The organism is uncultured Eudoraea sp. (assembly GCF_947490415.1).
Taxonomy (GTDB): Bacteria; Bacteroidota; Bacteroidia; order Flavobacteriales; family Flavobacteriaceae; genus Eudoraea.
Window position 1 is genome coordinate 251,789 of record NZ_CANLGX010000003.1, and the last position, 24,663, is coordinate 276,451.

Annotated in this window: 22 protein-coding genes; 18 read left to right on the top strand and 4 right to left on the bottom strand. The window is 37.8% G+C overall.

Features of this window, described 5'->3' with window-relative positions; all coding sequences use genetic code 11:
- Positions 1-29 precede the first annotated feature (29 nt).
- From Q0874_RS09375 to Q0874_RS09385, 3 genes are all read left to right on the top strand, one after another.
- Positions 30-641: an NTP transferase domain-containing protein gene (locus tag Q0874_RS09375; RefSeq protein ID WP_299162254.1), complete on the top strand. Its 612-nt coding sequence runs from the start codon at positions 30-32 to the stop codon at positions 639-641.
- A complete protein-coding gene (locus Q0874_RS09380; protein WP_299162257.1) occupies positions 638-1,714 on the top strand; it encodes a HesA/MoeB/ThiF family protein in 1,077 nt (358 codons plus the stop codon). The genes Q0874_RS09375 and Q0874_RS09380 overlap by 4 nt, the downstream gene beginning before the upstream one ends.
- A 106-nt stretch (positions 1,715-1,820) precedes the next feature.
- Entirely contained in the window at positions 1,821-3,020 is a 1,200-nt protein-coding gene (locus Q0874_RS09385; protein ID WP_299162260.1) for a molybdopterin molybdotransferase MoeA, read from the top strand.
- A gap of 61 nt (positions 3,021-3,081) precedes the next feature.
- Here the strand turns inward: Q0874_RS09385 and Q0874_RS09390 are convergent, their stop codons facing one another.
- The 3 genes from Q0874_RS09390 to moaA are packed head-to-tail and all read right to left on the bottom strand — an operon-like array spanning position 3,082 to position 5,738.
- A complete protein-coding gene (locus tag Q0874_RS09390; RefSeq protein ID WP_299162263.1) occupies positions 3,082-3,522 on the bottom strand; it encodes a hypothetical protein in 441 nt (146 codons plus the stop codon).
- Between the two features lie 6 nt (positions 3,523-3,528).
- The gene (locus tag Q0874_RS09395; RefSeq protein ID WP_299162267.1) at positions 3,529-4,743 is read right to left on the bottom strand and encodes a molybdopterin molybdotransferase MoeA; all 1,215 of its coding nucleotides are present in this window, start codon (positions 4,741-4,743) and stop codon (positions 3,529-3,531) included.
- Positions 4,744-4,748: 5 nt separating this feature from the next.
- Entirely contained in the window at positions 4,749-5,738 is a 990-nt protein-coding gene (moaA, locus tag Q0874_RS09400; protein ID WP_299162270.1) for a GTP 3',8-cyclase MoaA, read from the bottom strand.
- 193 nt (positions 5,739-5,931) lie between these two features.
- On the opposite strand from moaA, the gene Q0874_RS09405 reads away from it, so the two are divergent.
- Positions 5,932-7,044 (top strand): XdhC family protein, encoded by a 1,113-nt coding sequence (locus tag Q0874_RS09405; RefSeq protein ID WP_299162273.1) that lies wholly within the window; start codon positions 5,932-5,934, stop codon positions 7,042-7,044.
- 1 nt (position 7,045) lies between these two features.
- On the opposite strand, the gene Q0874_RS09410 is transcribed toward Q0874_RS09405, so the two are convergent.
- Entirely contained in the window at positions 7,046-8,215 is a 1,170-nt protein-coding gene (locus Q0874_RS09410; RefSeq protein ID WP_299162275.1) for a cysteine desulfurase family protein, read from the bottom strand.
- A gap of 202 nt (positions 8,216-8,417) precedes the next feature.
- Between Q0874_RS09410 and Q0874_RS09415 the strand changes: the two genes are divergently transcribed.
- The 14 genes from Q0874_RS09415 (at position 8,418) to Q0874_RS09480 (ending at position 24,653) form a co-directional block, all read left to right on the top strand.
- A complete protein-coding gene (locus tag Q0874_RS09415; RefSeq protein ID WP_299162278.1) occupies positions 8,418-9,287 on the top strand; it encodes a xanthine dehydrogenase family protein subunit M in 870 nt (289 codons plus the stop codon).
- A gap of 8 nt (positions 9,288-9,295) precedes the next feature.
- Positions 9,296-9,787 carry a (2Fe-2S)-binding protein gene (locus Q0874_RS09420; protein ID WP_299162281.1) on the top strand — a complete coding sequence of 164 codons (492 nt, stop codon included), beginning with the start codon at positions 9,296-9,298 and terminating at the stop codon, positions 9,785-9,787.
- An 18-nt stretch (positions 9,788-9,805) separates the two neighbouring features.
- Positions 9,806-12,172: an aerobic carbon-monoxide dehydrogenase large subunit gene (locus Q0874_RS09425; protein ID WP_299162284.1), complete on the top strand. Its 2,367-nt coding sequence runs from the start codon at positions 9,806-9,808 to the stop codon at positions 12,170-12,172.
- Between the two features lie 235 nt (positions 12,173-12,407).
- The gene (locus Q0874_RS09430; RefSeq protein ID WP_299162287.1) at positions 12,408-12,884 is read left to right on the top strand and encodes a CoxG family protein; all 477 of its coding nucleotides are present in this window, start codon (positions 12,408-12,410) and stop codon (positions 12,882-12,884) included.
- Positions 12,885-12,948: 64 nt separating this feature from the next.
- Positions 12,949-13,821: a MoxR family ATPase gene (locus tag Q0874_RS09435; protein WP_299162290.1), complete on the top strand. Its 873-nt coding sequence runs from the start codon at positions 12,949-12,951 to the stop codon at positions 13,819-13,821.
- Positions 13,822-13,914: 93 nt separating this feature from the next.
- Positions 13,915-15,051, top strand: a complete 1,137-nt coding sequence (locus Q0874_RS09440; protein ID WP_299162293.1) for a VWA domain-containing protein — start codon at positions 13,915-13,917, stop codon at positions 15,049-15,051.
- Positions 15,044-16,054 carry an XdhC family protein gene (locus Q0874_RS09445; protein ID WP_299162296.1) on the top strand — a complete coding sequence of 337 codons (1,011 nt, stop codon included), beginning with the start codon at positions 15,044-15,046 and terminating at the stop codon, positions 16,052-16,054. Before Q0874_RS09440 ends, Q0874_RS09445 begins: the two co-directional genes overlap by 8 nt.
- Positions 16,055-16,093: 39 nt before the next feature.
- On the top strand, positions 16,094-16,705 hold the full coding sequence (locus tag Q0874_RS09450) for a nucleotidyltransferase family protein (RefSeq protein ID WP_299162299.1): 612 nt from the start codon (positions 16,094-16,096) through the stop codon (positions 16,703-16,705).
- 25 nt (positions 16,706-16,730) lie between these two features.
- The gene (locus tag Q0874_RS09455; RefSeq protein ID WP_299162301.1) at positions 16,731-17,822 is read left to right on the top strand and encodes an amidohydrolase family protein; all 1,092 of its coding nucleotides are present in this window, start codon (positions 16,731-16,733) and stop codon (positions 17,820-17,822) included.
- Between the two features lie 196 nt (positions 17,823-18,018).
- Positions 18,019-18,507 (top strand): sigma-70 family RNA polymerase sigma factor, encoded by a 489-nt coding sequence (locus Q0874_RS09460; RefSeq protein WP_299162303.1) that lies wholly within the window; start codon positions 18,019-18,021, stop codon positions 18,505-18,507.
- 3 nt (positions 18,508-18,510) lie between these two features.
- Positions 18,511-19,107 (top strand): hypothetical protein, encoded by a 597-nt coding sequence (locus Q0874_RS09465; RefSeq protein ID WP_299162305.1) that lies wholly within the window; start codon positions 18,511-18,513, stop codon positions 19,105-19,107.
- Between the two features lie 219 nt (positions 19,108-19,326).
- Entirely contained in the window at positions 19,327-21,495 is a 2,169-nt protein-coding gene (locus Q0874_RS09470) for a DUF5916 domain-containing protein (protein ID WP_299162307.1), read from the top strand.
- Positions 21,496-21,629: 134 nt separating this feature from the next.
- The gene (locus Q0874_RS09475; protein WP_299162309.1) at positions 21,630-22,961 is read left to right on the top strand and encodes a Gfo/Idh/MocA family oxidoreductase; all 1,332 of its coding nucleotides are present in this window, start codon (positions 21,630-21,632) and stop codon (positions 22,959-22,961) included.
- Between the two features lie 132 nt (positions 22,962-23,093).
- Positions 23,094-24,653 carry a T9SS type B sorting domain-containing protein gene (locus Q0874_RS09480; protein ID WP_299162312.1) on the top strand — a complete coding sequence of 520 codons (1,560 nt, stop codon included), beginning with the start codon at positions 23,094-23,096 and terminating at the stop codon, positions 24,651-24,653.
- The last annotated feature ends 10 nt before the right edge of the window (positions 24,654-24,663 follow it).

A 24,663-nucleotide genomic window follows, 5' to 3' on the forward strand; every position in this document is an offset into this window, starting at 1 on the left:
AGGTTAATTACCAGTAAATCTATAGAACGATGAAAATCCAGGATGGAAACTCACAAGTAAAACTTTATGGCCTGGTGCTTTCTGGAGGAAAAAGCACAAGAATGGGTCAGGATAAAGGAGTAATAGAATATCACGGGCTGCCACAGCGCATGCATGTTTATAATTTGCTATCTAAGGTTTGCGATAAAACATTTTTAAGTATTCGAAAAGAACAGGAATCAGAAATTTCAGAAGGCATACCCACTGTAATTGACAGGGATGAATATAAAGGCCCTTTTAATGGATTGTTGAGCGCAAACTATGCCTATCCTAAAGTTGCCTGGCTTGTATTAGCTTGTGACCTTCCGCTAATAGATCTAAAGGCAATAAATCAATTGATAACTGCCAGAGATAAGGGAAAAAACGCAACTGCATTTGCTACCAGGAAAAGTGGTTTACCAGAACCTTTAGCCGCGATATGGGAGCCCCACGGTTTAGCCAATGCGATAGATTATTTAAAACAAGCCACTAGCAGTTGTCCACGCAAATTTTTGATTAATTCTGCGGTTAAATTAGTCTTTCCCAAGGATGATACTGTTTTAATGAATGCAAACTCAGAGGAAGACTATAGAGAAGTATTATCCAAATTAGAATCCATTTGAATTCAAATCGCTACATACGTCAAACTTCGCTTAAAGGATTTGGTCATAAATCTCAGGATTTATTGTTAAAATCACGCGTTTTAGTTGTAGGAGCAGGTGGCCTTGGTATTCCTGTGCTACAGTACTTAAATGCTATGGGCATAGGAGCTTTGGGAATAGTGGAAGGGGATAAGGTAGAAATTACCAACTTACAAAGGCAGGTGATCTATTCCGAAAAAGATATTGGAAAGTCTAAACTTGAAGTGATAATTGATAGATTAAAAGCCCAGAATTCAAATACCACACTAATAGCTCATGATACTTTTCTAACCCGTAATAACGCTTTGAGTATTATTAATGATTATGATATTGTAGTTGATGCAACTGACAATTTCCCATCGCGTTATCTTGTTAATGACTCCTGTGTTATTTTAAATAAGCCATTTATCTATGGTGCATTACACGGTTTTGAAGGACATATCAGCGTGTTTAATTACAAGGGAGGCCCTACGTATAGGTGCTTGTTTCCCGTGCCGCCTGAGGAGTCATCTATTCCCAATTGTAATGATAATGGAGTGTTAGGAGTTATTCCGGGAATAGTTGGTACTTTACAGGCATTAGAAGTGGTTAAATGCATTACCGCCTTAGGGGAAGTGTTATCGGGTAAGTTATTAATATACAATGGGCTAAATCAATCCTTTTATAAATTAGGTTTTCAATTAGAGCCTCAAAATTTAGTACGCTCCAGCCTCGAGAGTACCTACGAAATTCCCAACTGCGATTTCGTTAGTGAAGTATCTATAGAGGCATTTCAAAAGATAAAGAGCGAGAGCAATTCATGGCAACTAATAGATGTCCGAACAAAAGAGGAATTTACCTTAGATCCGCTAAAGGAAGCCGTTAATATTCCTTTGTCGGATTTGGAAATACAAATTCATAAACTTAAGCCCCAACAGTCACTTTATTTTATTTGTCAATCGGGAATCCGCAGTCTTAAGGCAGTAAGCATTGCAAGAAATCAATACCCTGATTGTGAATCTCATTCAATAATGGGAGGTGTAAACCTCTGGAATACCTTAATAAAATCAACGTAATTGGCAAGTAACTCTTTTGAATGAGACGACGCAGTTTAGGAACAACAAGCACAGAAGCATAATTAGACAGTTAAATCACCCATAATTTAAAGCTAATCAACAGTTTATGATTTCATTTGAGGAAGCCTATCAAATTGTTCTCAATCAATCTCGGGATTATGGCTCAGAGTCTGTTCCTTTGATAAATGCCATGGGAAGGGTCTTAGCTGAAGATATTTATGCTGACAGGGATTTTCCTCCCTTTAATAGAGCCACTAAAAATGGTATTGCCATAAATTTTGATGCTATTGAGCATGGCCGAAGATCATTTGAGATTAAAGGTATCTTAGCTGCCGGAAAACCTACCGTTCCTTTCCTTGAATCTGAAGAATGTATTGAAATTATGTCTGGTGCTGTAGTTCCTTTCGAAGCGGATACAGTTGTTATGTATGAAGATCTGAGTATTGAAAAGGATATTGTAACAGTCAATAGTTTACCTGTAAGGGGTCAAAATATATGTCTGCGTGGAAGTAATCAACTCAAAGGGGCAGGTTTATTAAAAAAAAACACCATACTTACGGCCTCTGAAATGGGAATACTGGCTAGTGTTGGCAAGAAAAATGTTTGGTTAAAAAAGACACCCCGGGTTGCTGTCATTGCAACGGGAAACGAATTGGTAAAGGTAGATGAACAACCGTTACAACATCAAATAAGAAGGTCCAATAATTATTCCCTTTTTGGCGCCCTGGAAGTATTAGGTATTAAGCCGATGTTATTGTATTTAGAGGATGATAAGGATTTGATACGCCAAAAGTTGGATTATGCCATAGAAGCTATGGACGTTGTGCTAATAAGTGGCGGAATTTCAATGGGAAAATTTGATTTTATCCCCAAGGTATTAGAGGAATTAGGTGTAGAGAAGCTGTTCGATAGGGTTAATCAATATCCAGCCAAAACATTTTGGTTTGGAACCCATAATAATGCGGATACAGTTGTTTTTTCTTTTCCCGGAAATCCAGTTTCCATTTTTTTAAATTTTCATATTTACTTCAGGGATTGGCTTTATAAATCAATTGAGCTGCCTTTAAATGAAATAAATGTTCTATTAGAAGATTCTATGGTCGTTGCAGGGGAATTCACTCAATTTGCAGGGGTTCAAATCAAATGGGAAAATGGATGCGTTTTGGCCAGAACCGTGGCTACTACCGGCCTTGGAGACCTGATCAGTTTGTCAAAAATACACGGATTTATTCGCCTCTCTTCTGACAAAAAATTATTTCATAAAGGAGAGCCTGTACCTTTTATCCCAACAAAAAATATATATTAAATAAAAAAAATGGAGATTCCTTTCAAGATGCAGTTAGTTCTTTTAAAACTTAAAATATCGATTATTGTTTTCTAAAACCTAGATAACGAAAGAAATATTCAAAGTTGCCATTATACCAGATTGCAAAAACAAAACTTGTATACAAGACCCACTCAGGAATAATTTGAATATAAAGGTATGCACTTAAAATTAATAGGACTAAAGCAATTCCGGAAATAACTGTGGCAATAAATGTTTTCCGACCTCTATTGTTTAGAAGAATCATTAAAACAACAATTGTTCCCAAAATTGGTTTTGCATGCAACAGAAAAGGTGCTAATTGGGAATTATCTATATCAAAGAACATAAGAATTGCCCCGGTATATGCAATTACACAAAAAGGGCATTTGGGTAGCAGAATTAACAGTAATGTAGAGATAAAAGAAATAAAACCCTTTGATCCACCAGCCATTTTACTTGGAGTGTGGACTTTTTTACAACAGGTAGATTTTATGTTTTCCATCTTTCTTTAAAGATTATTTCTATAGGGTACGAAAGGATATACTTCTCCCTTCGTGAAAATTGTTTTATTTTGAGGCAAAATCAAAAACCCATCTGCTTTCACTAAATTAGCAAAATCTCCTGAACCATTGCCCTTTACGGGAGTTGCCATTAAGGAACCATTGACATTACTTTCTAATGTTGCTTCTAAAAAATAAATCAAGTTTGGTTCAAACTGCACGTCTTGGTTTAAAATAACATAAAGCATTGATTCTTCTATTCCAAGTGATTTAATCAACCAAAACTTTAAATAGATATAAACGCAAACAAAGGAGGATACCGGGTTACCCGGAAGAGCAAAAACCCGTTTATTATTTTTACTAGTTCCGAACCAAAATGGTTTCCCAGGGCGCTGCTGTATTTTATGAAAATGTTTTACCACATCCAGCGAAGTCAATACTTCAGGTAAATAATCGAACTTTCCTTTAGAGACACCTCCGGTAATTACAAGTAAATCGTAGTCCTGCAGCAAAGTGGCCAATATGGTTTTCATTTCTTCCTTGTTGTCCGGTAAATGCCTAAGTTCTACAGGAATTCCCCACTCTTTTAATGTGTTCTGAATACCATAAACATTAGACCTGCGGATTTGATGGGTAAGCGGTGTTTCGTGTACGTCTACCAGCTCATCTCCACTAGAAATTATAACTGCTTTTGGCATTTGTTTTATAGCCACAGTGAATTTTCCTGTAGCAGCGGCTACATTAATTTCTGCACTTGAAATAAGATTACCTGCTTTACTTATCACAGAGTCTTTTGCAACATCGCTTCCCTTGAAATGGATATTCTGGCGGTGTTTAATTTCCGTTATGTCAATACAGGCTTTTCCATCGGCTATGGTAATGTCTTCATATCTAATTACGGTATCTGATTTATTGGGTAAAATAGCACCGGTCATTACCTCTATGCAAGCGTGTTCATCCGAAAGTGTTTGCTGTGGTGATCCTGCTGGAGCAATCCCCATAATAGGAAACTCACGTTGCCCATTTCTAAATGAGGAATAGTCAATAGCAATCCCATCCATAGTTACACGATCATATGGAGGCAAATCACGGTCCGCTGTCAAATCCTCTGCAAGAACAAAACCGCCACAATCCTTGATCGGTACTCTTATCGTCGGAAAAGTAGTTTTATTTTTTTCTAAAATACTTAGTGCTTCCTCATATGTTATAAATGTCTTCTCCACTGCGCTTATCCTCCTATTGAACTCATACTTTCTTCTCTACCCAATACATTTTTCTTGTGTTTTTCAGCTTCAAAGCCGTTCTTAGGTTTCAGTTTTACAAGTTCGATAAACTTGGCTGTCAATTGCTCATCAGAAACCCCGCTGCGCATAAAGTCCCTTATACTGAATACCCCACTATCATAGAGACAAGTTTTGATTTCACCCTTCGCAGTTATTCGTAATCTGTTACAAGTATTACAGAAAGTACGTGAGAAAGCAGGGATGATTCCAATGTCTCCCTTAAAGCCATTTATAATGTAATTGGTTGCAGTTTCACCATGCTTGCCTGTTTGAGCAGATAGACTGGGATATTCTTTTTTAATAACTCGGTAGATATCAGTGGCCTTAAATATTTGGTTATTTTCTTTGTAGCCTCCATTAAAGGGCATCTCTTCAATAAAACGAATATTTACGGGATGGTTTTGAGAAAATTGCACCAAAGGCAGAATATCCTGGGTATTTATCCCAAACATCACTACAGCATTTACTTTAAGTTCGAAACCCTCATCCATTAACCTGTGTAAGACAGTAATTACTTTGGCAAAATCATTTCTTCTTGTTATTTTTTTAAAACGCTCTGCATCTAAGGAGTCCAGGCTTAGATTTATTTTTTTTATGCCAAGTTCTTTCAGTTTTGGAATATACTTTTCTAATAATGTCCCATTGCTGGTGATGTGTATAGAGTCATACTTGTTTAGGCCATGGGTGCTTTCGAGAAGTTTGATAAAGTCTTTTCTCAAAAAAGGTTCTCCACCTGTAAACCGTACTTTTCTGAACCCAATATTACCCAGGACAGACAAGAGTCTTGTTATTTCTTCATAAGTAAGCAGATGAGCTTTGGGTTCATACTGTATGCCTTCCAAAGGCATACAATAAAAGCATCGTAAGTTGCAGCGGTCAGTAACGGCAATTCTTACATAGTCTATAGTTCTGTCGTAACTGTCTTTAAGCTGCATGTTTATAAACGATTTAAAAAGTAATTAAATGGACTTGAATATTTAACCTAAATTTTGGAACTAAAAACCAAAAAAAAAATTAATATTGTTCAAGGTTAGATGCTAAAAATACAACAAAAAATAATTCAAAGTATGCAAATTATTTGTTAATAGAAATGGCATCTTTAGAATGAATTTAATAAAACAATAAAAGATGAAGGAAATTAAATCCATTTTATCGCTATATAATAAATTAAGCTCTTCCAACGAAAAAGCGGCTATTGCACAAGTAGTTCGGGTGGAAGAATCATCTTACCGCAGAGAAGGCGCAAGAATGCTCGTATTTGAATCTGGAGTTTTTGAGGGGGGTATAAGCGGAGGTTGCCTGGAAGGGGATGCCCTAAAAAGATCCCAGATGGCAATTTTAAAAGAGAAGCCATCTATTGTGACTTATGACACTTCAAAAGATGATGAAAACCAAATAGGGGTAGGCCTTGGCTGCAACGGAATAATTGATGTTTTAATTTCTCCCATAACAGATACTTTATCTACCATACCCTTGCTGGAAAAATGTATTGCTTCCAGACAGTCACATGTTTTGATTACGCTGACGGCCTGTCCGGCTGATCCGGACTTATTGGGAACTACCTACTATTTTGACACGAAAGCGAACACTATAGAAGGTGGAAGTTTAGATCCTGAACTCAAAGAACAACTCCTCAAGGATATTACCACAGTGGTAAATAATAAAAAATCAGGTATTTACAATTATCAGATATCTGAAAAGCCGGTAAGCGTATTTATAGAATTGATTCCGCCTCAGTTTCATCTTGTCCTTTTCGGTGATAATTATGACGTATATCCCATGATTGAATTAGCCAAAGTCATGGATTGGGAAGTTAGTTTGGTTGGTAATATACAGAAGTTAAAAAAGGAGAAACTGACCTCGGTTAAACATATTTACAGCAAAGAGGATAAAGCACAACTATTTATTGATGACAGGACTGCCATTATATTAATGGCTCATGATTTTAAGACAGATATAGGCAATCTGAAATTGGCATTGGAAAGTGAAGCTGCTTATATTGCTTCGCTAGGACCGAAAAAACGCTTTATTAAAATTGAAAATGAGTTTAAAGAGAAAGGTCAGCCACTTTCTAAGGCTTTTCTGGACAGAATATATGCACCCTGCGGTTTGGAATTAGGAGCAAATACTCCTGAAGAAATCGCAACTAGTATTTTCGCAGAAATATTGGCGGTTTTTGCCGGGAAAAAAGGAGGGATGTTACGTGATAAGTCAGGTCCAATACACGAGAGGAGTACATAAACTAACGCCTGTCCCAAAGTAAATTACTCGCACGCTGCTTTGCCACTTCTTTTGTAATGATGAGGATTGCCTGTTGTATATCTTCTTCGGTTGTATATTTTCCTAAACTGATGCGCAAGGTTGAAAGGGCTAGGTTTCTGCCAATCCCCATGGCAGTTAGTACATGGGAGGGATTTATCGCGGCAGAGTTACAGGCAGAGCCATTGGAAACAGCTATATTTCGGCTGAGGGCAGCCAGCAATTGCTGACCATCAACATACTCAAAAGATATATTCAGAGTGTTACATAGTCGATCTGATTTTTTGCCATTTATGGTAGCCTCTTCTATTAAAGAAAGTCCTTTTTCCAATTGATTTCTGAGGTTGGACAATCTGTCCCTTTCAGCCTCCAGGTTATAAATTCCAAGATTAATGGCTTTAGCCATTCCAACTATGGCAGGAGTATTGTAAGTTCCTCCACGCAATTTTCGTTGTTGTCCACCCCCTTGAATAAAACTTTGCAGGCTTGCCTGGTTTTCCAATTTCGCAAAAGTAAACCCAATCCCTTTTGGGCCATAAATTTTATGTGCTGAAAAACAAGCAAAATCCACCCAGGAAAAGAAATTATTTAATGGAATTTTACCTAAAGCCTGTGTCGCATCAGAGAAAAGGAGGGTGTTCTTTTGTTTACAGATCTTTGCAATAGCTTCCAGGGGTTGAATAACTCCAGTTTCATTGTTGGCATACATAACCGATACGATAAGGGTATTATCTGAAATTGCAAGTGCAAGTGCATTAAGATCAATAACCCCATTTCCATCAACATCTAAATAAGTAACATCAGCACCCTCTTCCTGAAGATATTCACACACATCCAAAGTAGCTTTATGTTCCGTTTTGACAGTCAAAATTTGATTCCCTTTATGTTTTAATTTGCGGTATACACCTTTTAATACTGCATTAATACTCTCTGTAGACCCGGAAGTATAAATGATTTCCTTTTCATCTATTTTCAAAAGAGAAGAAATATGTAGAGTGGCGTCCTCAATTGCTTCTTTGGCCAGCCAACCATACGGATGATGTTCACTGGATGCATTGCCAAAATCTACGGAGAAATAGGGGAGCATACTATCAACCACATCCTGATCGCATGGAGTTGTTGCATTATAATCTAAATACAATGGGTAATTCATGACTCTTATTTAATGTATAAAATCTTTATAAAAATATGAAAATTTGTAATCTGTTATTTGCTCAGTATAAGGTATAAATATATAAGAATAAATATTCCTTATTATATATGTGAACTTTTTCGTTAAAGTCCACTTAAATTGCTATATTAAAAATATATTTCTTAATATATTAGCTACTTGTTAATTTAACTTACAAATAATTATGATTCCAGCTAATTTCAACTATCACAAGGCATCTTCTTTGCAAGAAGCATTTGCTTTGTCTGCGGAACTTGGTGAAGAAGCAAAATACATGTCGGGCGGGCATAGTCTGTTGCCGATGATGAAACTTCGCTTTGCCACACCCGAGCACATTATCGATATCAGTAAAATCGAAGGACTGTCTTATATAAAGGAAGATGGAGATTTTTTGAAAATTGGGGCCTTAACAACCCAGACTGAATTAGAACACAATGCAATTTTAAAATCAAAATATCCAATTTTTGGTGATGCGGTATGGTTAACTGCCGACCCTTCCGTAAGAAATTTTGGAACTATTGGTGGTAACATTGCGCACGGAGATGCTGCAAATGATCAACCGGCTTTGATGCTTGCACTTCGTGCAACTATTATTGCAGAAGGCGCTGATGGTAAAAAAACCATACCGATAGATGAATTTTTCCATGGTTTTTATATGACAGCTTTGGAACCAGGTGATATTTTGACTGAAATTCAAATCCCGAAATCGAAAAAGAATAGTGGCGGTGCATATCATAAAGTAGAACGTAAGGTTGGTGATTATGCTACGGCTGGAGTTGCTGTTCATATCGAACTAGATGATGATGGTGTTTGTCAAGAAATTGGCATTGGCCTCACCAATGTCAGCGCAGTGCCTATGCGTTTGGAACGAGGCGAAGAAGTATTAAGAGGGAAAAAGGTTACTGATGAATTGATAGAACAAGTAGGCGTTATTGCTGGTGAAGATGCTGAACCTGAATCTGATTTAAGAGGTTCTGAAGCCTATAAAAGATCAATATTGAATACAATTACGAAACGAATGTTGAATAAGGCTTTAGAAAGAGCAAGACAATAAAAATCGCTATGGGAAAACACAATGTAACAATGACAATTAATGGCGAAAGCGTTTCTGCGGAAGTTGATTCTCGCCTGCTTTTAGTTCATTTTATTAGAGAAAATTTAGATATGACAGGTACCCATATTGGATGTGATACATCTAGTTGTGGTGCTTGTACCATTTTAATTGATGGTAAATCAGTAAAATCTTGTACGTATTTAACCGTTCGTGCTGATGGTGCTAATATAACTACAATAGAAGGTATTGCTGCTGATGGCACCAATCATCCTTTGCAAAAAGCATTTCACGATCAACATGGTCTGCACTGTGGTTTCTGTACTCCAGGTATGATAATGAGGTGTATAGATATGCTAGAGACAAACCCAAATCCCACGGAGAAAGAAATTCGTTGGGGTATTTCAGGAAATTTATGTCGCTGTACAGGGTATAACAATATTGTTAAATCCGTTCAACAGGCCGCAGAAGAAATGTCCAAAGAAAAAGAAGCTTCAGTCTAACCTCAAAACAAAGAAATTATGTTCTCATGTAAAACAACACCAGAGGTAGGCGGAATGGGTCACTCTGTAAAACGAAAAGAAGATGCTCGATTTTTGCACGGCAAAGGTAATTATACCGATGATGTCAAATTACCGGGTATGTTACATATGGTTATTGTACGCAGTCCTTACGCCTATGCCAAAATATTAAGTATCAATAAAGAAAAAGCATTGGCTATTGAAGGCGTTTTAGCAGTCATTACTGGTGAAGATTTGGCACAATACAACCTGCATTGGATGCCCACTTTACTTTCGGATTCGCAAATGGTTTTACCAACGGATACCGTGATGCACCAATCGCAAGAAGTTTGTGCTGTTATTGCAACGGACAGATATATCGCTGTAGATGGAGCGGAAGCTGTAGATGTGCAATATGAGCCAATGAAAGCATTAGTCGATCCTTTTAAAGCTCTCGATGAAGATGCTCCTTTATTACGACCAGACAAAGAAGGTCAAAAAGATAATCATATTTACCATTGGGAACGCGGTGAGCGTGAAAAAACGGATGCGGCAATTGCTGCTGCTGACGTGGTGGTAAAAGAACGTATTCACCTACCTAGAATTCATGTTGCTTCAATTGAAACATGTGGCGTGGTTGCGTCTTATGACAAGGATACAGAGAAAATGTTGATTTATTTAACATCTCAAGCGCCTCATGCGATTCGAACGATTCTAGCTTTGGTTGCAGGTCACGTTGGCTTATCCGAAGAAAAAATTCGAATTATCGCCCCGGATATTGGAGGTGGTTTTGGAGGAAAAGTTCCTGTTTATCCGGGATACGTAATTGCAATTGCCGCTTCTTTCTTAATTGGTAAACCAGTAAAATGGATTGAAGACCGTTCTGAGAATTTGGTGAACGGATTTGCGCGTGATTATCACATGGATTGTGAATTGGCGGCAACTAAAGACGGAAAAATTCAAGCCTTTAAAGTTTCGACATTAGCAGATCACGGGTATACAGATTCTTCGGCGAACCCTTCTAAATATCCTACGGGAATGTTCTCTATCTGTACAGGTTCGTATGATTATGAACATGCTTTTGCAGAATTAGATGCGGTGTATACGAATAAAGCTCCAGGTGGGGTCGCGTATCGTTGTTCTTTTCGTGTTACGGAAGCTGTGCATGCTATTGAACGTATGGTAGATAAATTGGCTGCGGAAATAGGGAAGGATCCTGCGCAATTACGTTTCGAAAACTTTATAAAGAAAGAAGATTTTCCATATGCTTCGCCTTTAGGATGGAGCTATGATAGTGGCGATTATAAAGCTACACTGGAGAAAGCCATGGAAATGGTGGGCTATGCCGATTATAAAAAGGAGCAAGCTGAAAAGCGAGCCCAAGGAAAATTGATGGGCATTGGAATTTGCACTTTTACCGAAGTAGTAGGTGCAGGGCCATCTAAGGATTTTGATATTTTAGGTATCAAGATGTTCGATAGTGCCGAGATTCGGGTACATCCAACAGGAAAGGTATTAGCTCGTTTTGGAACCAAGTCACAAGGTCAAGGTCATGAAACTACCTATGCTCAGATTCTAGCAGAAGAATTGGGAATTCCCTATTCTGATATTGAAATCGACGAAGGAGATACCGATACCGCTCCCTATGGTTTAGGTACTTATGCCAGTAGAAGTACACCTACCGCTGGAGCAGCAGCAGCAATCGCAGCACGTAAATTACGTGACAAAGGAAAGAAAATCGCCGCCCATTTATTGGAGGTGAGTGAAGAGGATATTGAATGGGAAATAGGAAAGTACTTTGTGAAAGGAGCTCCGGAAAAGTCTAAAACGATACAAGACGTTGCCTTTGCGGCATACACGAATTTCCCACAAGGAATGGAACCCGGTTTTGAGGAAACACATTACTATGATCCACCAAATTTAACCTTTCCTAATGGCGCATACATCTGTGTGGTTGAAGTAGAGGAAGAAACGGGTGCTATTGATGTGAAACGCTTCGTGGCTATCGATGATTGCGGTAATATAATTAACCCAATGATTGTAGAAGGTCAGGTTCATGGCGGATTAACACAAGGAATTGCGCCGGCCATGTACGAGGGTATTGTTTATGATGATGAGGGAAATGTACTGAACGGAACCTTAATGGATTATCTAGTGCCAACCGCAGTAGAATCGCCACATTGGGAAACAGGACATACGATTACGCCATCACCACACCACCCATTAGGTGCGAAGGGTGTTGCTGAATCCCCTACCGTTGGAGCACCTCCGGCAATTGCAAATGCGATTATAGATGCCTTATATCCTTTAGGAATTAAGCATTTGGATATTCCTATTACGCCAGACAAAGTTTGGGATGCAATTCAAGTAGCAAAAGCGAACGCTTAGGTGGGGAATTTGTACTAAGTAGTATGCAATAATAACTTAGTTGAAATCAAATAGATTGGTAAGGCTCCTCCCTCTTGAAAATGGGAGGATGCTAATACCATAGACTTGAGACGGAGGATTTGAAAGCCCAAGTTTTGGGTTTAGAAACCTTGAAATCCATTGTTTTAAAACAGTTTAATAAAATACAGAACACAAGTAAATACTTTCCCTCTTTAGAGAGGCTAAAAAAAATTCTATGAAAACACAATTAGATAAATCATTTGAAGTTCCACAAAGCACAGATTTAGTTTGGGAACATTTAATCGACCCAGAAAAAATAATGGATTGCGTACCAGGGGTCACCATAGATGAAAAGGTGGGTGATAATCACTACAAGGGAAAAGTTGGTATGAAATTCGGTCCTATGGGGGTAAAATACGATGCAGACATCCATTATAATGAAATTGATAAAGCGAATCGAAAAATTATTATTACAGGAGAAGGTGTTGATTCCAAAGGTAATGGAAATGCAGAAATGATGATGACCATTGACCTTATTGAACGTGCTGAAGGTGGGGTAAAGTTAGATGCCATTATGGATGTTACCATAAATGGAAAAATAGCCCAATTCGGTTCTCGTTTAATTACTACGGTTTCCAATCAATTGTTCAAACAGTTCGTTTCCAATTTTTCAAAGAAACTTGCTGCAGCAGAAGCAGCGACATCGGCTTAGATATTCCCGGAATCTATAATCAGAAGCTATGCTCCCCAAGCATGGCTTTTTAAAATTTTAGCTATTGAATAAAGAAATCGATGCGCTGATAAAAGACTTTTATGAGCACGACTACATTCTCAACGAAGCCTTGGCGACTTCCATTTTCCTTTTAAAGAATTTGGAAAAACCGTTATTATTGGAGGGTAACCCCGGAGTTGGTAAAACTATGCTAGCCAAAACCTTAGCGGAACATTTAGGAACGAATTTAATTCGTTTGCAATGTTACGAAGGTTTGGATGTAAGCACTACCATTTACGAATGGAATTACCAAAAGCAGCTGCTCCATATCAAACTTTTTGAACAAGACGAGGATAAGCTGGCACTCCAAAATCAGATTTTTGGAATGGAATATGTTCTTCAACGCCCTTTGTTACAATCAATAAGCGCTGATAAACCTGTGGTGCTCTTGATTGATGAAATTGACAGGGCTGATGAAGAATTTGAAGCATATCTATTAGAACTGCTTTCTGATTTTCAAATCAGTATTCCTGAATTGGGAACGATAAAAGCAAAATCAAAACCTTTGGTGATTTTGACTTCCAATCGAACCAGAGAGCTCAGTGATGCTTTACGACGACGATGTTTGTATCATTGGGTTGACTTTCCATCAAAGATGGGTGAGATCAATATCATTGCAAAAAAACTTCCGAATATTGATGAAGCATTGGCTGCGCAGGTGGTTACTTTTATTCACAATTTGAGAAAGTCAAGTTTACACAAACCACCGGGTATTGCAGAATCTCTAGATTGGGCAAAAACCTTGTTGTTGATGAATCAAAAGAATATCACCGATGAGATTGTAAAAACTACCATAGGAAGTGTTCTGAAACATAAAGATGATGTAGAGTTTGTGCGGAACAAGTCCGTTCAAGAATTTTTATATCCTATTGACTAGAATATTAGTCTAAGCGGAATGAACCGTAGGACGGGAACGATATAAAAAACACCAATTTCAAGTTCATTTTTAAAAGCAAAATTTCTATAATCCGTGCAAGCTGTAGAAAATACTTTCAAAGAACGCCTCATCGACTTTACCATGTATTGTCGGGAGCGGCAGTTTGTTTTGGGCCCACAAGAAACAAGTGATGCTTTTGAAGTTGCAAAACGTGGTTGGGTATTAGATCGTAAACTATTTCAGTATAGCTTAAAGGCTATTTATTGTAAACGCAAAGAGCATTTTGACCGTTTTGATGAAATGTTTGATCGTTTTTGGAGTCGTTATTACGAAGAGAAATTAGAACAACGCAAAAAGCAAGTCAAGCTACTTAAAAAGGAAAAAGAAACTGCTACGGTTATATTTTTGGGAACGGAATTCAAAGTCCCAAAAAAGGAAGTTAAAGAACAAGAGGCTAAAGAAACTGTTGGGGCAAATGAAAGTATACGCCTAAGACGGACTGATTTTTCTAAGGTAAATGTTAATGATAAGGAAAAACTGGAAGAACTGGCCGAAGAGCTATTTCATCAAATGAGTATGCGTTTTAAACGTAGACTTGAGAATGCGAACAAGGGGAGTATCGATATTCGAAATACGATTCGTCACGGAGTGTCTAAAGGGGGATTAATGTTAGACTTGTCCTATAAAAGAAAACGCAAAGAAAAGCGCAAAGTGGTTTTTATTCTCGATGTGAGTGGTTCAATGGATACGTATAGCTATTATCTTTTGCGATACGTAATGGTGTTAAAGAAGTATTTTAAGAGTCTGGAATTTTTTACCTTTAGTACAACCCTGACTCATGTTACGCCAATGCTTCGACAAAACAATGAACAGGAAGTTTTAAAACAGATTGGCAAAAATGTACATTCTTGGTCGAGCGGTACCAAGATAGGGGAGTCGCTCACGGAATTTCTCTCTGAGTATGGAAGTAAATTTTTGAGCCAAAAACATATTGTAGTGATACTCAGTGACGGACTCGAAACCGGTAGTGTAACAGTGCTTAGGGAGGCTGTAAGAACCATACGCAGAAAATGCAAGACCTTAGTTTGGCTGAATCCGTTGAAAGGAATGGATGGCTATCAGCCCATTCAAAAAGGAATGGTGAATGTGATGCCGCATTTAGATGCATTTGAATCGGCGCACAACTTGGATAGTTTATTAAAATTAGAAAAATTATTGATGGATGTTTAACGAACTAGCTTTACAAATAGAAAAGCATTTGGCCAAAGGCTCAAACTTTGCCATTGCTCAGGTAGTGGACCGTATTGCCCCGAGCTCGGGTAAAGTAGGGGATAAGGCGCTAATTTTGGAAACGGGTGAATTGATTGGCTGGATAGGAGGTGGCTGCGTTCGTGGTATCGTAATAAAAGAAGCCATTGATGTCATCAGAACAAAACGCTATCGACGTGTACGTATTTCACCTGAAGGTGGTTCTAGGGAAACCGCTACCTATAAAGAGTACGTAATGTCTTGTCAAAGTAAAGGAACATTAGAAATTATGATAGAACCTGTAATACCACAACCGGAATTAATTGTAATTGGCAAATCGAATATCGCTAGAAAGTTGGTGCAAATGGCTGCGGCAGCAGATTTTAGGGTATCGGTGATGGCTACTGAAGCAGATGTGCAGATGTTTCCAGACGCCCATAGTATTTCTGATATAGTAGATTTCAGTGCTTTTAAAGGGCTAACAAATACTTATATTATAGTTACCACACAAGGCGAAAATGACGAACGTTCCGTCAAAGAGGCATTAGAAACCTCCGCTGGTTATGTAGGCTTTGTAGCTAGCGCTAAAAAGGCAGACGATATAAAAATATATTTAAAAAAAGAAGGTATTTCGGAAGCTCGTGTAGCGGAATTGAGAAGTCCCGTTGGTTTGGATATTAATGCGAAGTTGCCAAGTGAGGTGGCTATAAGTATCTTAGCGGAAGTTATTAATCATTTTAGGAATGAAAATAAATCTGAGGCCTCGTGCTGTGGTTCCAAAACATCGGAACAAACATCGGTTGTAAAAGAACAAGATAAGTTTTCAGAAGAATATTATATTAATCCTGTTTGTCAAGTTCCTGTTTCAAAAAAAAATCCTAAACACATTGTGGAATATCAGGGAGAAAAGGTATATTTCTGCTGTGATGGATGCAAGGTAAGTTTTGATAAAAACCCATCACAATACATAGGAAAGACCGTGTAGAATCTTCCACTCTTAATTTCTTTAAGGTTTCCTTTATTGATGACCCATTCAGAAACAAAAATAGCTATCCTGATATTGAGCGCCGGGGCATCGAACCGCATGGGATCAACTACCAAACAATTATTACCCTGGCGGGATACCACATTACTGGGCAACGCTATAAGGTCTGCAAAGCAGGCATCTTGCAATACGGTTGCCGTCGTGTTGGGTTCTCAAGCCAATACAATTCAAAAACAAGTCGAGGGTGAAAAAGTTCAAATAGTGTTTAATAAAAACTGGAAATCCGGTTTGGGGTCTTCTATATCCTGTGGTATTAAAGCTTTAGAAAAAAACAAAATGAATTATGAAGCGGTACTTATAGTGCTGGTTGATCAACCTTTCATAGACACTGCCTATTTAAATTTGCTTATTACTAACTACCTTAACAGCAGTAATGGGATAATTGCCACAAACTATTTTGATAAGGCAGGGGTACCCGCTATTTTTGATAAGACTTATTTTCCAGAATTAGAAAAATTAAACACAGACCAGGGTGCCAGGGATTTACTTAAGAAGTATGGAAAAGAGGTGATCCTCCTTGATCCCGAAGGAAAAGCTCAGGATATGGACACATTGGATGATTATTATAAGGCATTAAAACAACTAAAGTAACTATTAACATATAAATTGTAAAATAATGATATTCAATACTATGAAACTTTATTATATCGTATTTCTATTAATAACAATTTCTGCTTGTTCCCAGGAAATGAGTTTTGAAGAGTACAATCCGAAATCCACACTCGTGGTTGCTGAAAATATAGTGGAGAAGGCGAAGTATCCTTTTATTGATATTCATAGTCATCAGTTTAAGATGGCCACTCAGGACTTATCCCAGTTGATTGCCTCGATGGATGATCTCAATATGGCCGTTATGGTTAACTTAAGCGGAGGGTCTGGTGAAGGTCTTAAAAATATGCTGGACAATGTTAAACAGAATTACCCAAATAGGTTCGTAGTCTTTGCAAATGTAAATTTTGATGGAGTAGGAAGTCCGGATTGGTCAGATAATGCAGTGAAGCAGCTGGAACAGGATGTGAAAAATGGTGCAAAAGGATTAAAAATATATAAAAGCCTTGGGCTTAGAAATAATGATATTAATGGGAATCGAATAGCAATTGATGACAGCCGTTTAGATCCTATTTGGGCCAAATGCGGGGAATTGGGTATTCCGGTTCTGATACATGCCGCAGATCCAAAGTCCTTCTGGGATCCAATGGATAGTAATAACGAACGTTGGTTGGAATTAAAAACCAGGCCTCGTAGGAAACGATCAGCAGATAATCCCGCTCCATGGGAACAAATAATCGGGGAACAACATAATATGATTAGGAAGCATCCGGAAACTAAATTCATTAATGCTCATATGGGATGGTATGCCAATGATTTACAAAAGCTGGCCGAACTTTTAGAGCAAATGCCAAATATGTATGTGGGTATTGGTGCAATTATAGCAGAGCTGGGAAGACAGCCTCGAGCTGCCCATAAGTTCTTTATTACCTATCAGGATCGAATTTTATTTGGCAAAGACAGTTATCAACCAAAGGAATTTCCAACCTATTTCAGGGTTTTGGAAACCGCCGATGAATATTTTCCTTATTATAAAAAGTATCACGCTTTCTGGGCTATGTATGGGTTAGATCTCCCGGACGAGGTATTGAGAAAAGTATATTACAAAAACGCTTTAAAACTACTGCCAGGACTGGATCAAAGTTTGTTTGCCAAATAAACTATAAGGTTTTCTGGAGATGTTATTCCATTTAGGCCTAATTAGTTCTACAAATAAATCTATACTGCTCTTTTATTGGAAATTCAATTTTTGACATGTCCATAAATTACCTATTTTCTTAGCCTCTAAAAATATTTTAAAGAAAGTGTGATTTTTTTTGGTGTTGATTTACTAATTAAGCAGAAGTTGTGAAAATATGGGTAAAGAAGAGTCATTTACCAGGATAATCAAGGAAAATGAAGGTTTGATTTTTAAAATCACTACAATCTACACAGAAAACGGACAGGACCAAAAAGATTTATACCAGGAGATTGTATATCAATTATGGAAGTCTTATGATTCATTTCGAAATGAATCCAAAATCAGTACCTGGATGTATCGTATCGCATTAAATACGGCAATAGGTCAATTAAAAAAAAGAAAAAAGCAATCTATTACGACTTCCATAGATCAGGTCGTTCTGCGGCAAACTGAAAATTACGACACTGAATTTGAAAAACGCTTAAAAATGGTATATGAACAAATTCATCAATTGAACATACTTGAAAAAGGTTTAATACTCCTTTTATTGGAAGGAAAAAAATATGAAGAGATTGCGGAAATCACCGGATTAAGTGAAACAAATGTCGGTACCCGTATTTCCAGAATTAAGCAAAAGTTGAAATCAAGGATATTGAAAAAGTAAATTATGGACTTAGAAGAAATCCAAACGGTTTGGTCAGAAATGACGGATCAGTTAGAAAAGCAAAAAAAACTAACCACAGAATTAATCATGAAAATGACACAGGAAAGATATAGGACTAAGTTTGATAAGATCACATTTTATGAAACAATAGGAGCCGTAGTATGTTTTGTAATGGCGCTATATTTATTAGTTAACATAAATAAGTTAGACACCTGGTATCTTATGGCCTGTGGGGTATTTACAATAGCTTTATTACTAATTTTACCTGTGATAACTCTGAGGTTACTCGGAAAAATACAGCGGATGAATATTGTAAAAAATAGTTTTAAAGAAACTATTGTAAGTTACACAAAGACAAAGAATCAATTATTGCTTATGCAAAGGGTTGGAATATATTTGAGTTTTGTCTTAATGTTTACCTGCTTACCGGTATTTAGTAAAATCATGAATAACAAGGATCTTTTTCTCCTGGGCAAAATATGGCTAACCTATATTCCCGTGATGGTTATATTCCTGCTTTTATTTACCAGATGGGGCTATAAATGCTACAAGAACATAACTAATTCTGCTGAAAATATTCTAAAGGAATTAGAAACTTAAATTCCTATAGTTATACTCATTTTATCAGGCCCCGTATAACGGGGCTTTTTAGCGGGTTATTATTTCAGTGTTTAATTTCAGGATCTTTTTTAATTTTTACTGAACTTTATCATAGTTTTAGAATATACGAACTACGATCTTTAATTTCATTTAATAGTCATTTATTAAGTGTAAACATCATTCGTGCAAGAGTTCAGACCGAATCATTAGAAAAGTAGCATGCAGAAGTTACCCATAACATTAGTGCTTTTAACATTGGTACTACAACTTCACGCCCAAAAAAAGAATGAAGGCTTTCGCTTAAATATTCGAAAGACCAATTTACCTGTAAAAATTGATGGTATTGCCGATGATGAAGCCTGGGAAGGAACTGATGTTGCCAAAGACTTTTATATGGTATTACCTATGGACATAGACAAGGCTACGGATAAGTCTGAAATACGAATGACCTATGATGATACCAATATTTATCTAATCGCTACTTTTTATAACAGTGTTCCCGGACGTTATTTTGTAGAGTCTCTAAGACGGGATTTTTCATTTGGAAAGAATGATAATTTCTTATTATTCCTGGATCCCTTTAACAACCAAACTACCGGGTTCTCGTTTGGTTCGAATGCTGCAGGGGCTCAGTGGGATGGGACCATGTTTGGCGGGGGCAACGTTGATCTCAATTGGGATAGCAAATGGGTGTCGGAAGTATCTCGCGATGATGAAAAATGGGTTTTTGAAATGTCTCTGCCTTTTAAATCCATAAGGTATGAAGAAGGCGTAAAAGAATGGGGCATTAATTTTAGCAGACTTCACTTGGCCACCAGCGAAAAATCTAGCTGGACACCAATACCAAGACAGTTTCCTACCGCATCATTGGCATATACCGGAGTATTAGTTTGGGATGAACCTCCTCCTGCACCGCGTTTCAATTTTTCCTTAATTCCCTATGCATTAGGCCAAACGACATATGATATAGATGGAAATACAGACTATGAGACCAAAGTTGGTGGGGACGTTAAAATAAGCCTGTCCTCCTCTCTAAACCTGGATCTGACGATAAATCCGGATTTCTCTCAGGTTGAAGTTGACCGGCAGGTTACAAATCTTGACAGATTTGAGCTCTTTTTTCCTGAAAGAAGGCAATTCTTCCTCGAAAACGCTGATTTGTTTGCCAGCTTCGGTTATGAGACAATAAGGCCTTTCTTTTCCAGGCGAATTGGGCTCGGCATTCCAATTGATGCAGGATTAAGACTCAGCGGAAACCTTGGCGATAAATGGCGAATAGGAGTCATGGATATGCAAACAGCAAAAGACGAAGAAACAGGACTTCCAAGTCAAAATTTTGGGGTCATTAGCCTGCAGCGACAAGTGTTTAGCAGATCTACAATAGGGCTGCTTTTTGTAAATAAGCAGTCAACTAATTATCCCCAGGATAGTGACTCTCTGCGCACAATCTATCCAAAATTTAACCGGAATTTTGGATTGGAATATAATTTGGCGTCTCCGGATAACCTGTGGAATGGAAAGGCCTTTTTACTTAAATCATTTGCACCCGATAAACAGGGGAATGGGATTACTCAGGCAGCCAATATTGAATACAAGAGCAGAAAATGGAATTGGGGTATAAAAGAAGAATATGTGGATAGCTCATACACCGCAGAAGTGGGCTATGTACCCAGAAAAGGATATTTTAATTTCAACACATTTTTAGGCTATCTGTTTTTCCCTAAAGCTGGTCCGGTAGTAAGTCATGGGCCTGTTGGAAAATTAAATTATTATTTTGATGAAAAAATTAACGAAACAGATCATCAGAATATACTACAATACCTCATAAATTTTCGTAATCGAAGTAGTATAAGCGTGGAAGGACTCAATGAGTATGTTAAATTATTGGCGCCTTTTGATCCTACGGGCACAGGAAAAGATTCCCTGGCTACAGGTACCAAACATAGATGGAATGCCTTTAGATTTGAATATAATTCCAGACCACAAAGCATGTTTACCTATTCTGCAGGCGGAAGAGTTGGGGGTTATTATGAAGACGGTACACTAGCAACCTTAACAAGCGAACTGGGTTATCGTTTTCAGCCATATGTAAGTCTAAGCTCAAATATTAGTTACAATAACATTAAATTACCTGAACCATGGAATACTACAGAATTTTGGTTAATAGGATCTGAAGTAGACATAACATTTACCAATAAACTATTTTTTGCAACCTTATTTCAATATAATGAACAATCCAAAAACTTTAATCTAAACTCAAGGCTTCAATGGCGTTATAAACCGGCTTCAGATTTGTTTCTTGTTTATACTAATAATGAATTATTGGCACCATTTGACGGGAGGATATGGTCAATTACTCTTAAACTTACTTACTGGTTTAATAAATAAACCAATAGTTTATGGAGGAATTAAAATGTAATATTCAACACTGTAAAAATGGTTTTATTATATAAAATATTTAAATTTTTCACGTAATTTAAGATGCTATTTCGGCTATCTAACTAACATTAATACTACCCATCATGAAAGGAAAAAAACTAAGTTCTAAGGCAAAACAAGGAATTAATGAACTAAATCTTTCACGCAGGAAATTTATTAGGAATACCGCCTTTACTGTAGGGGCCATTTCAATAATACCGCGCCATGTTTTAGGAAAAGGTTTTATAGCGCCCAGCGACAAGGTGAATCTTGGGTTTATTGGTCTTGGAAAGCAGAGTAGGGGACTTGCTGCTCGATTTGTTCAGAACACGAATGCGCAAATTATAGCCAGTTGCGATGTCTGGACCACTAAAAATGCCTGGTTTAAAGATCATGTTGAAAAGGTCTATGCAGAACATCGCAATCAATCAAATTATAACAGCGTAAATACATATCTTGAATATAGAGAACTGCTGGATCAACAAGAAATAGATGCTGTTGTTGTGGCTACTCCGGACCATTGGCATGCCTTACAATCTATTGACGCCATGAAAGCCGGTAAAGATGTTTTTTGTGAAAAACCTCTGACTCATACGCTGAAGGAAGGTAAGGAGATGGTAAAATGGGCCAAAAAAACCGGCAAAATTGTACAGACGGGAAGTATGCAACGCTCGTGGGATAATTTTAGAAAAGCTTGTGAACTGGTAAGGAATGGTTATTTAGGAGATATTCAGAAAATTTTGGTAAATGTTGGTGACCCCGCTAGGCCTTATGATTTAAAGGCTGAGGCCATGCCAAACGAAGTTAATTGGAATAATTGGTGTGGCCCCGCACCTCTTCTAGGCTACAATCACAGGCTTGCACCTTCCAGTAATGATGTGGATTTCTGGCCGGATTGGCGTTTATATCAGGAAGTCGGAGGTGGTATTTTGTGCGACTGGGGAGCACATATGTTTGATATCGTTCAATGGGCTCTGGGTATGGACAGGACCGGACCTGTGAAATTTGTGCCTCCAGCTGATAAAAATGCGGTGCGAGGTTTAAAGATGTACTACGCAAACGGGATTGAAGTTATTCATGAAGATTTTGAACGCGGATGGGGTGTTCGTTTTATTGGAACGGAAGGTAAGATGGATGTGAGTCGTAGTTTTCTTGAAACTGATCCTGCAGGTATTCTGAACGTAGAGTTAAAAGATACAGACACACGTTTGTACAAAGTAAAAAAGGATCATTATCAGGACTGGATGGATGCTATAAAAAATAGAACCCAACCTATCTGTGATGTAGAAACAGGGCATCGATCGGCTAGTGTTTGCAATATTGCAAATATTGCCTATGATCTTGGTGAAACACTTCACTGGAATCCTGATACAGAAAAGTTTAAAGGCAACAGTGCGGCCAATAAGATGCGACATGTGAAATACCGAAAATTTTAATGTACTCGCTTTGACCTGCTTAATGGTCCATTAAGGGTTTTATTATTTAAGTTTGAGACTGAAAGTTTTAGCAATTTTCTAAGACCAACCTTACATGTAGGGTCATATTTAATATTTCTACTATATTTAAAGGTGGATCATCAAGTTGTACCATATAAAACACGAATAAAAAAAACGATACCAAAGATACTATTGATTGTAGTGTTTTTCGGATTCCTATTTCATGTCTCAGCACAAACACCGCCTGCTTGCACGACATTGACTACTCCTTCTAATGGTGAAACAGGAGTTTCTGTAAATACCCAACTGCAATGGCAGGCAGTAGCAAATGCCACACAATATTTCCTTTTTATGGGTACCAATCCGGGTGGTACAGATATATTAAATGGAGTATCAATGGGAAGCAATCTCAGTTATACACCCACCACAAGTCTTATGCCCAATACAGTTTATTATGTAACAGTAATTCCCAATAATAATAACGGCAATGCTCAAAACTGTGATGAGGAAAGTTTTACAACTGGACAGGCCAGTGCTATTCCCGGATGCGTTACTTTATCCAGTCCGGCTGCAGGTTCTTATGGGGTGCCGCCGGATACTAATATTAGCTGGGATGGCCAGTCAGCAGCCATAGGATATATTCTGAATATTGGTACAAGCACAGGCGCAAGCGATATTTTAAGCAATGAGGATGTAGGAAATGTGACTACTTATAATCCCCCTGCTGATTTACCACTTTCCCAGCGTGTTTATATCACTATAACACCTTATAACAGCGCTGGAGAATCTCCTTCCTGTTCCGAAGTTACTTTTAGGACCAGAGGAAATAACCCACCTATGTGTACGGAAATAATAAATCCGAATGACGGAGGAGAATTTGTTTCCGTTACAGCAAACATCACCTGGATAAGAGATTTTAATGCCTCGGGTTACCTTATGACAGTGGAGAAAGCGTCCATTGGTGGGATTAAAATTCTTGACAACTTTGATGTCGGTAACGGGACTAATTATAAACCCCCTGATTTTGAAGGTAATACATTGTATTTTGTACGAGTAACTCCATACAATGACTTGGGAGTAGCTCCAAACTGTCAGCCAATTTCTTTTACAACTGGTACAGGGCCCCTCCCTCCGGAATGCACGAATTTATTAAACCCAAAAAATGGTTCTGGTAATATAAGTGTGAACTCTAATTTGGAATGGGAATCTGTAAATAATATTTTGGGATATTTACTATCCGTAGGGACCTCTGCAGGTGGAACAGATTTGGTGAATACACTTGATTTAGGGAATACAACGACTTACAGCTTTGAACAGCCACTTCCTGAGGCGAGCACTATTTATGTAACGATTATTCCCTATAGCGCAAATTACCTGGCAGAAAATTGCCGGGAGGAATCATTTAACACAACTGGATTTCAACTTATGCCTGAGAAATTACCCGTCCCGAGATTTTTTACTCCAAATAATGACGGTTTTAATGACCTGTGGATAGTTAGCTCAACTCCCGAATTCGAAGTAAGTACGGTGCATATCTTTAACAGGTATGGTCAATTGTTGAAGCAATTATTTCCCGATCAGGGTTGGGATGGTAATTTTAATGGAAAACCCCTGGCCTCTGACTCCTATTGGTACAGAATAGAAACTACCCAGGGTAATTCACAGGTTGGATATTTTATGTTAAAGCGATAACGTATTTTCC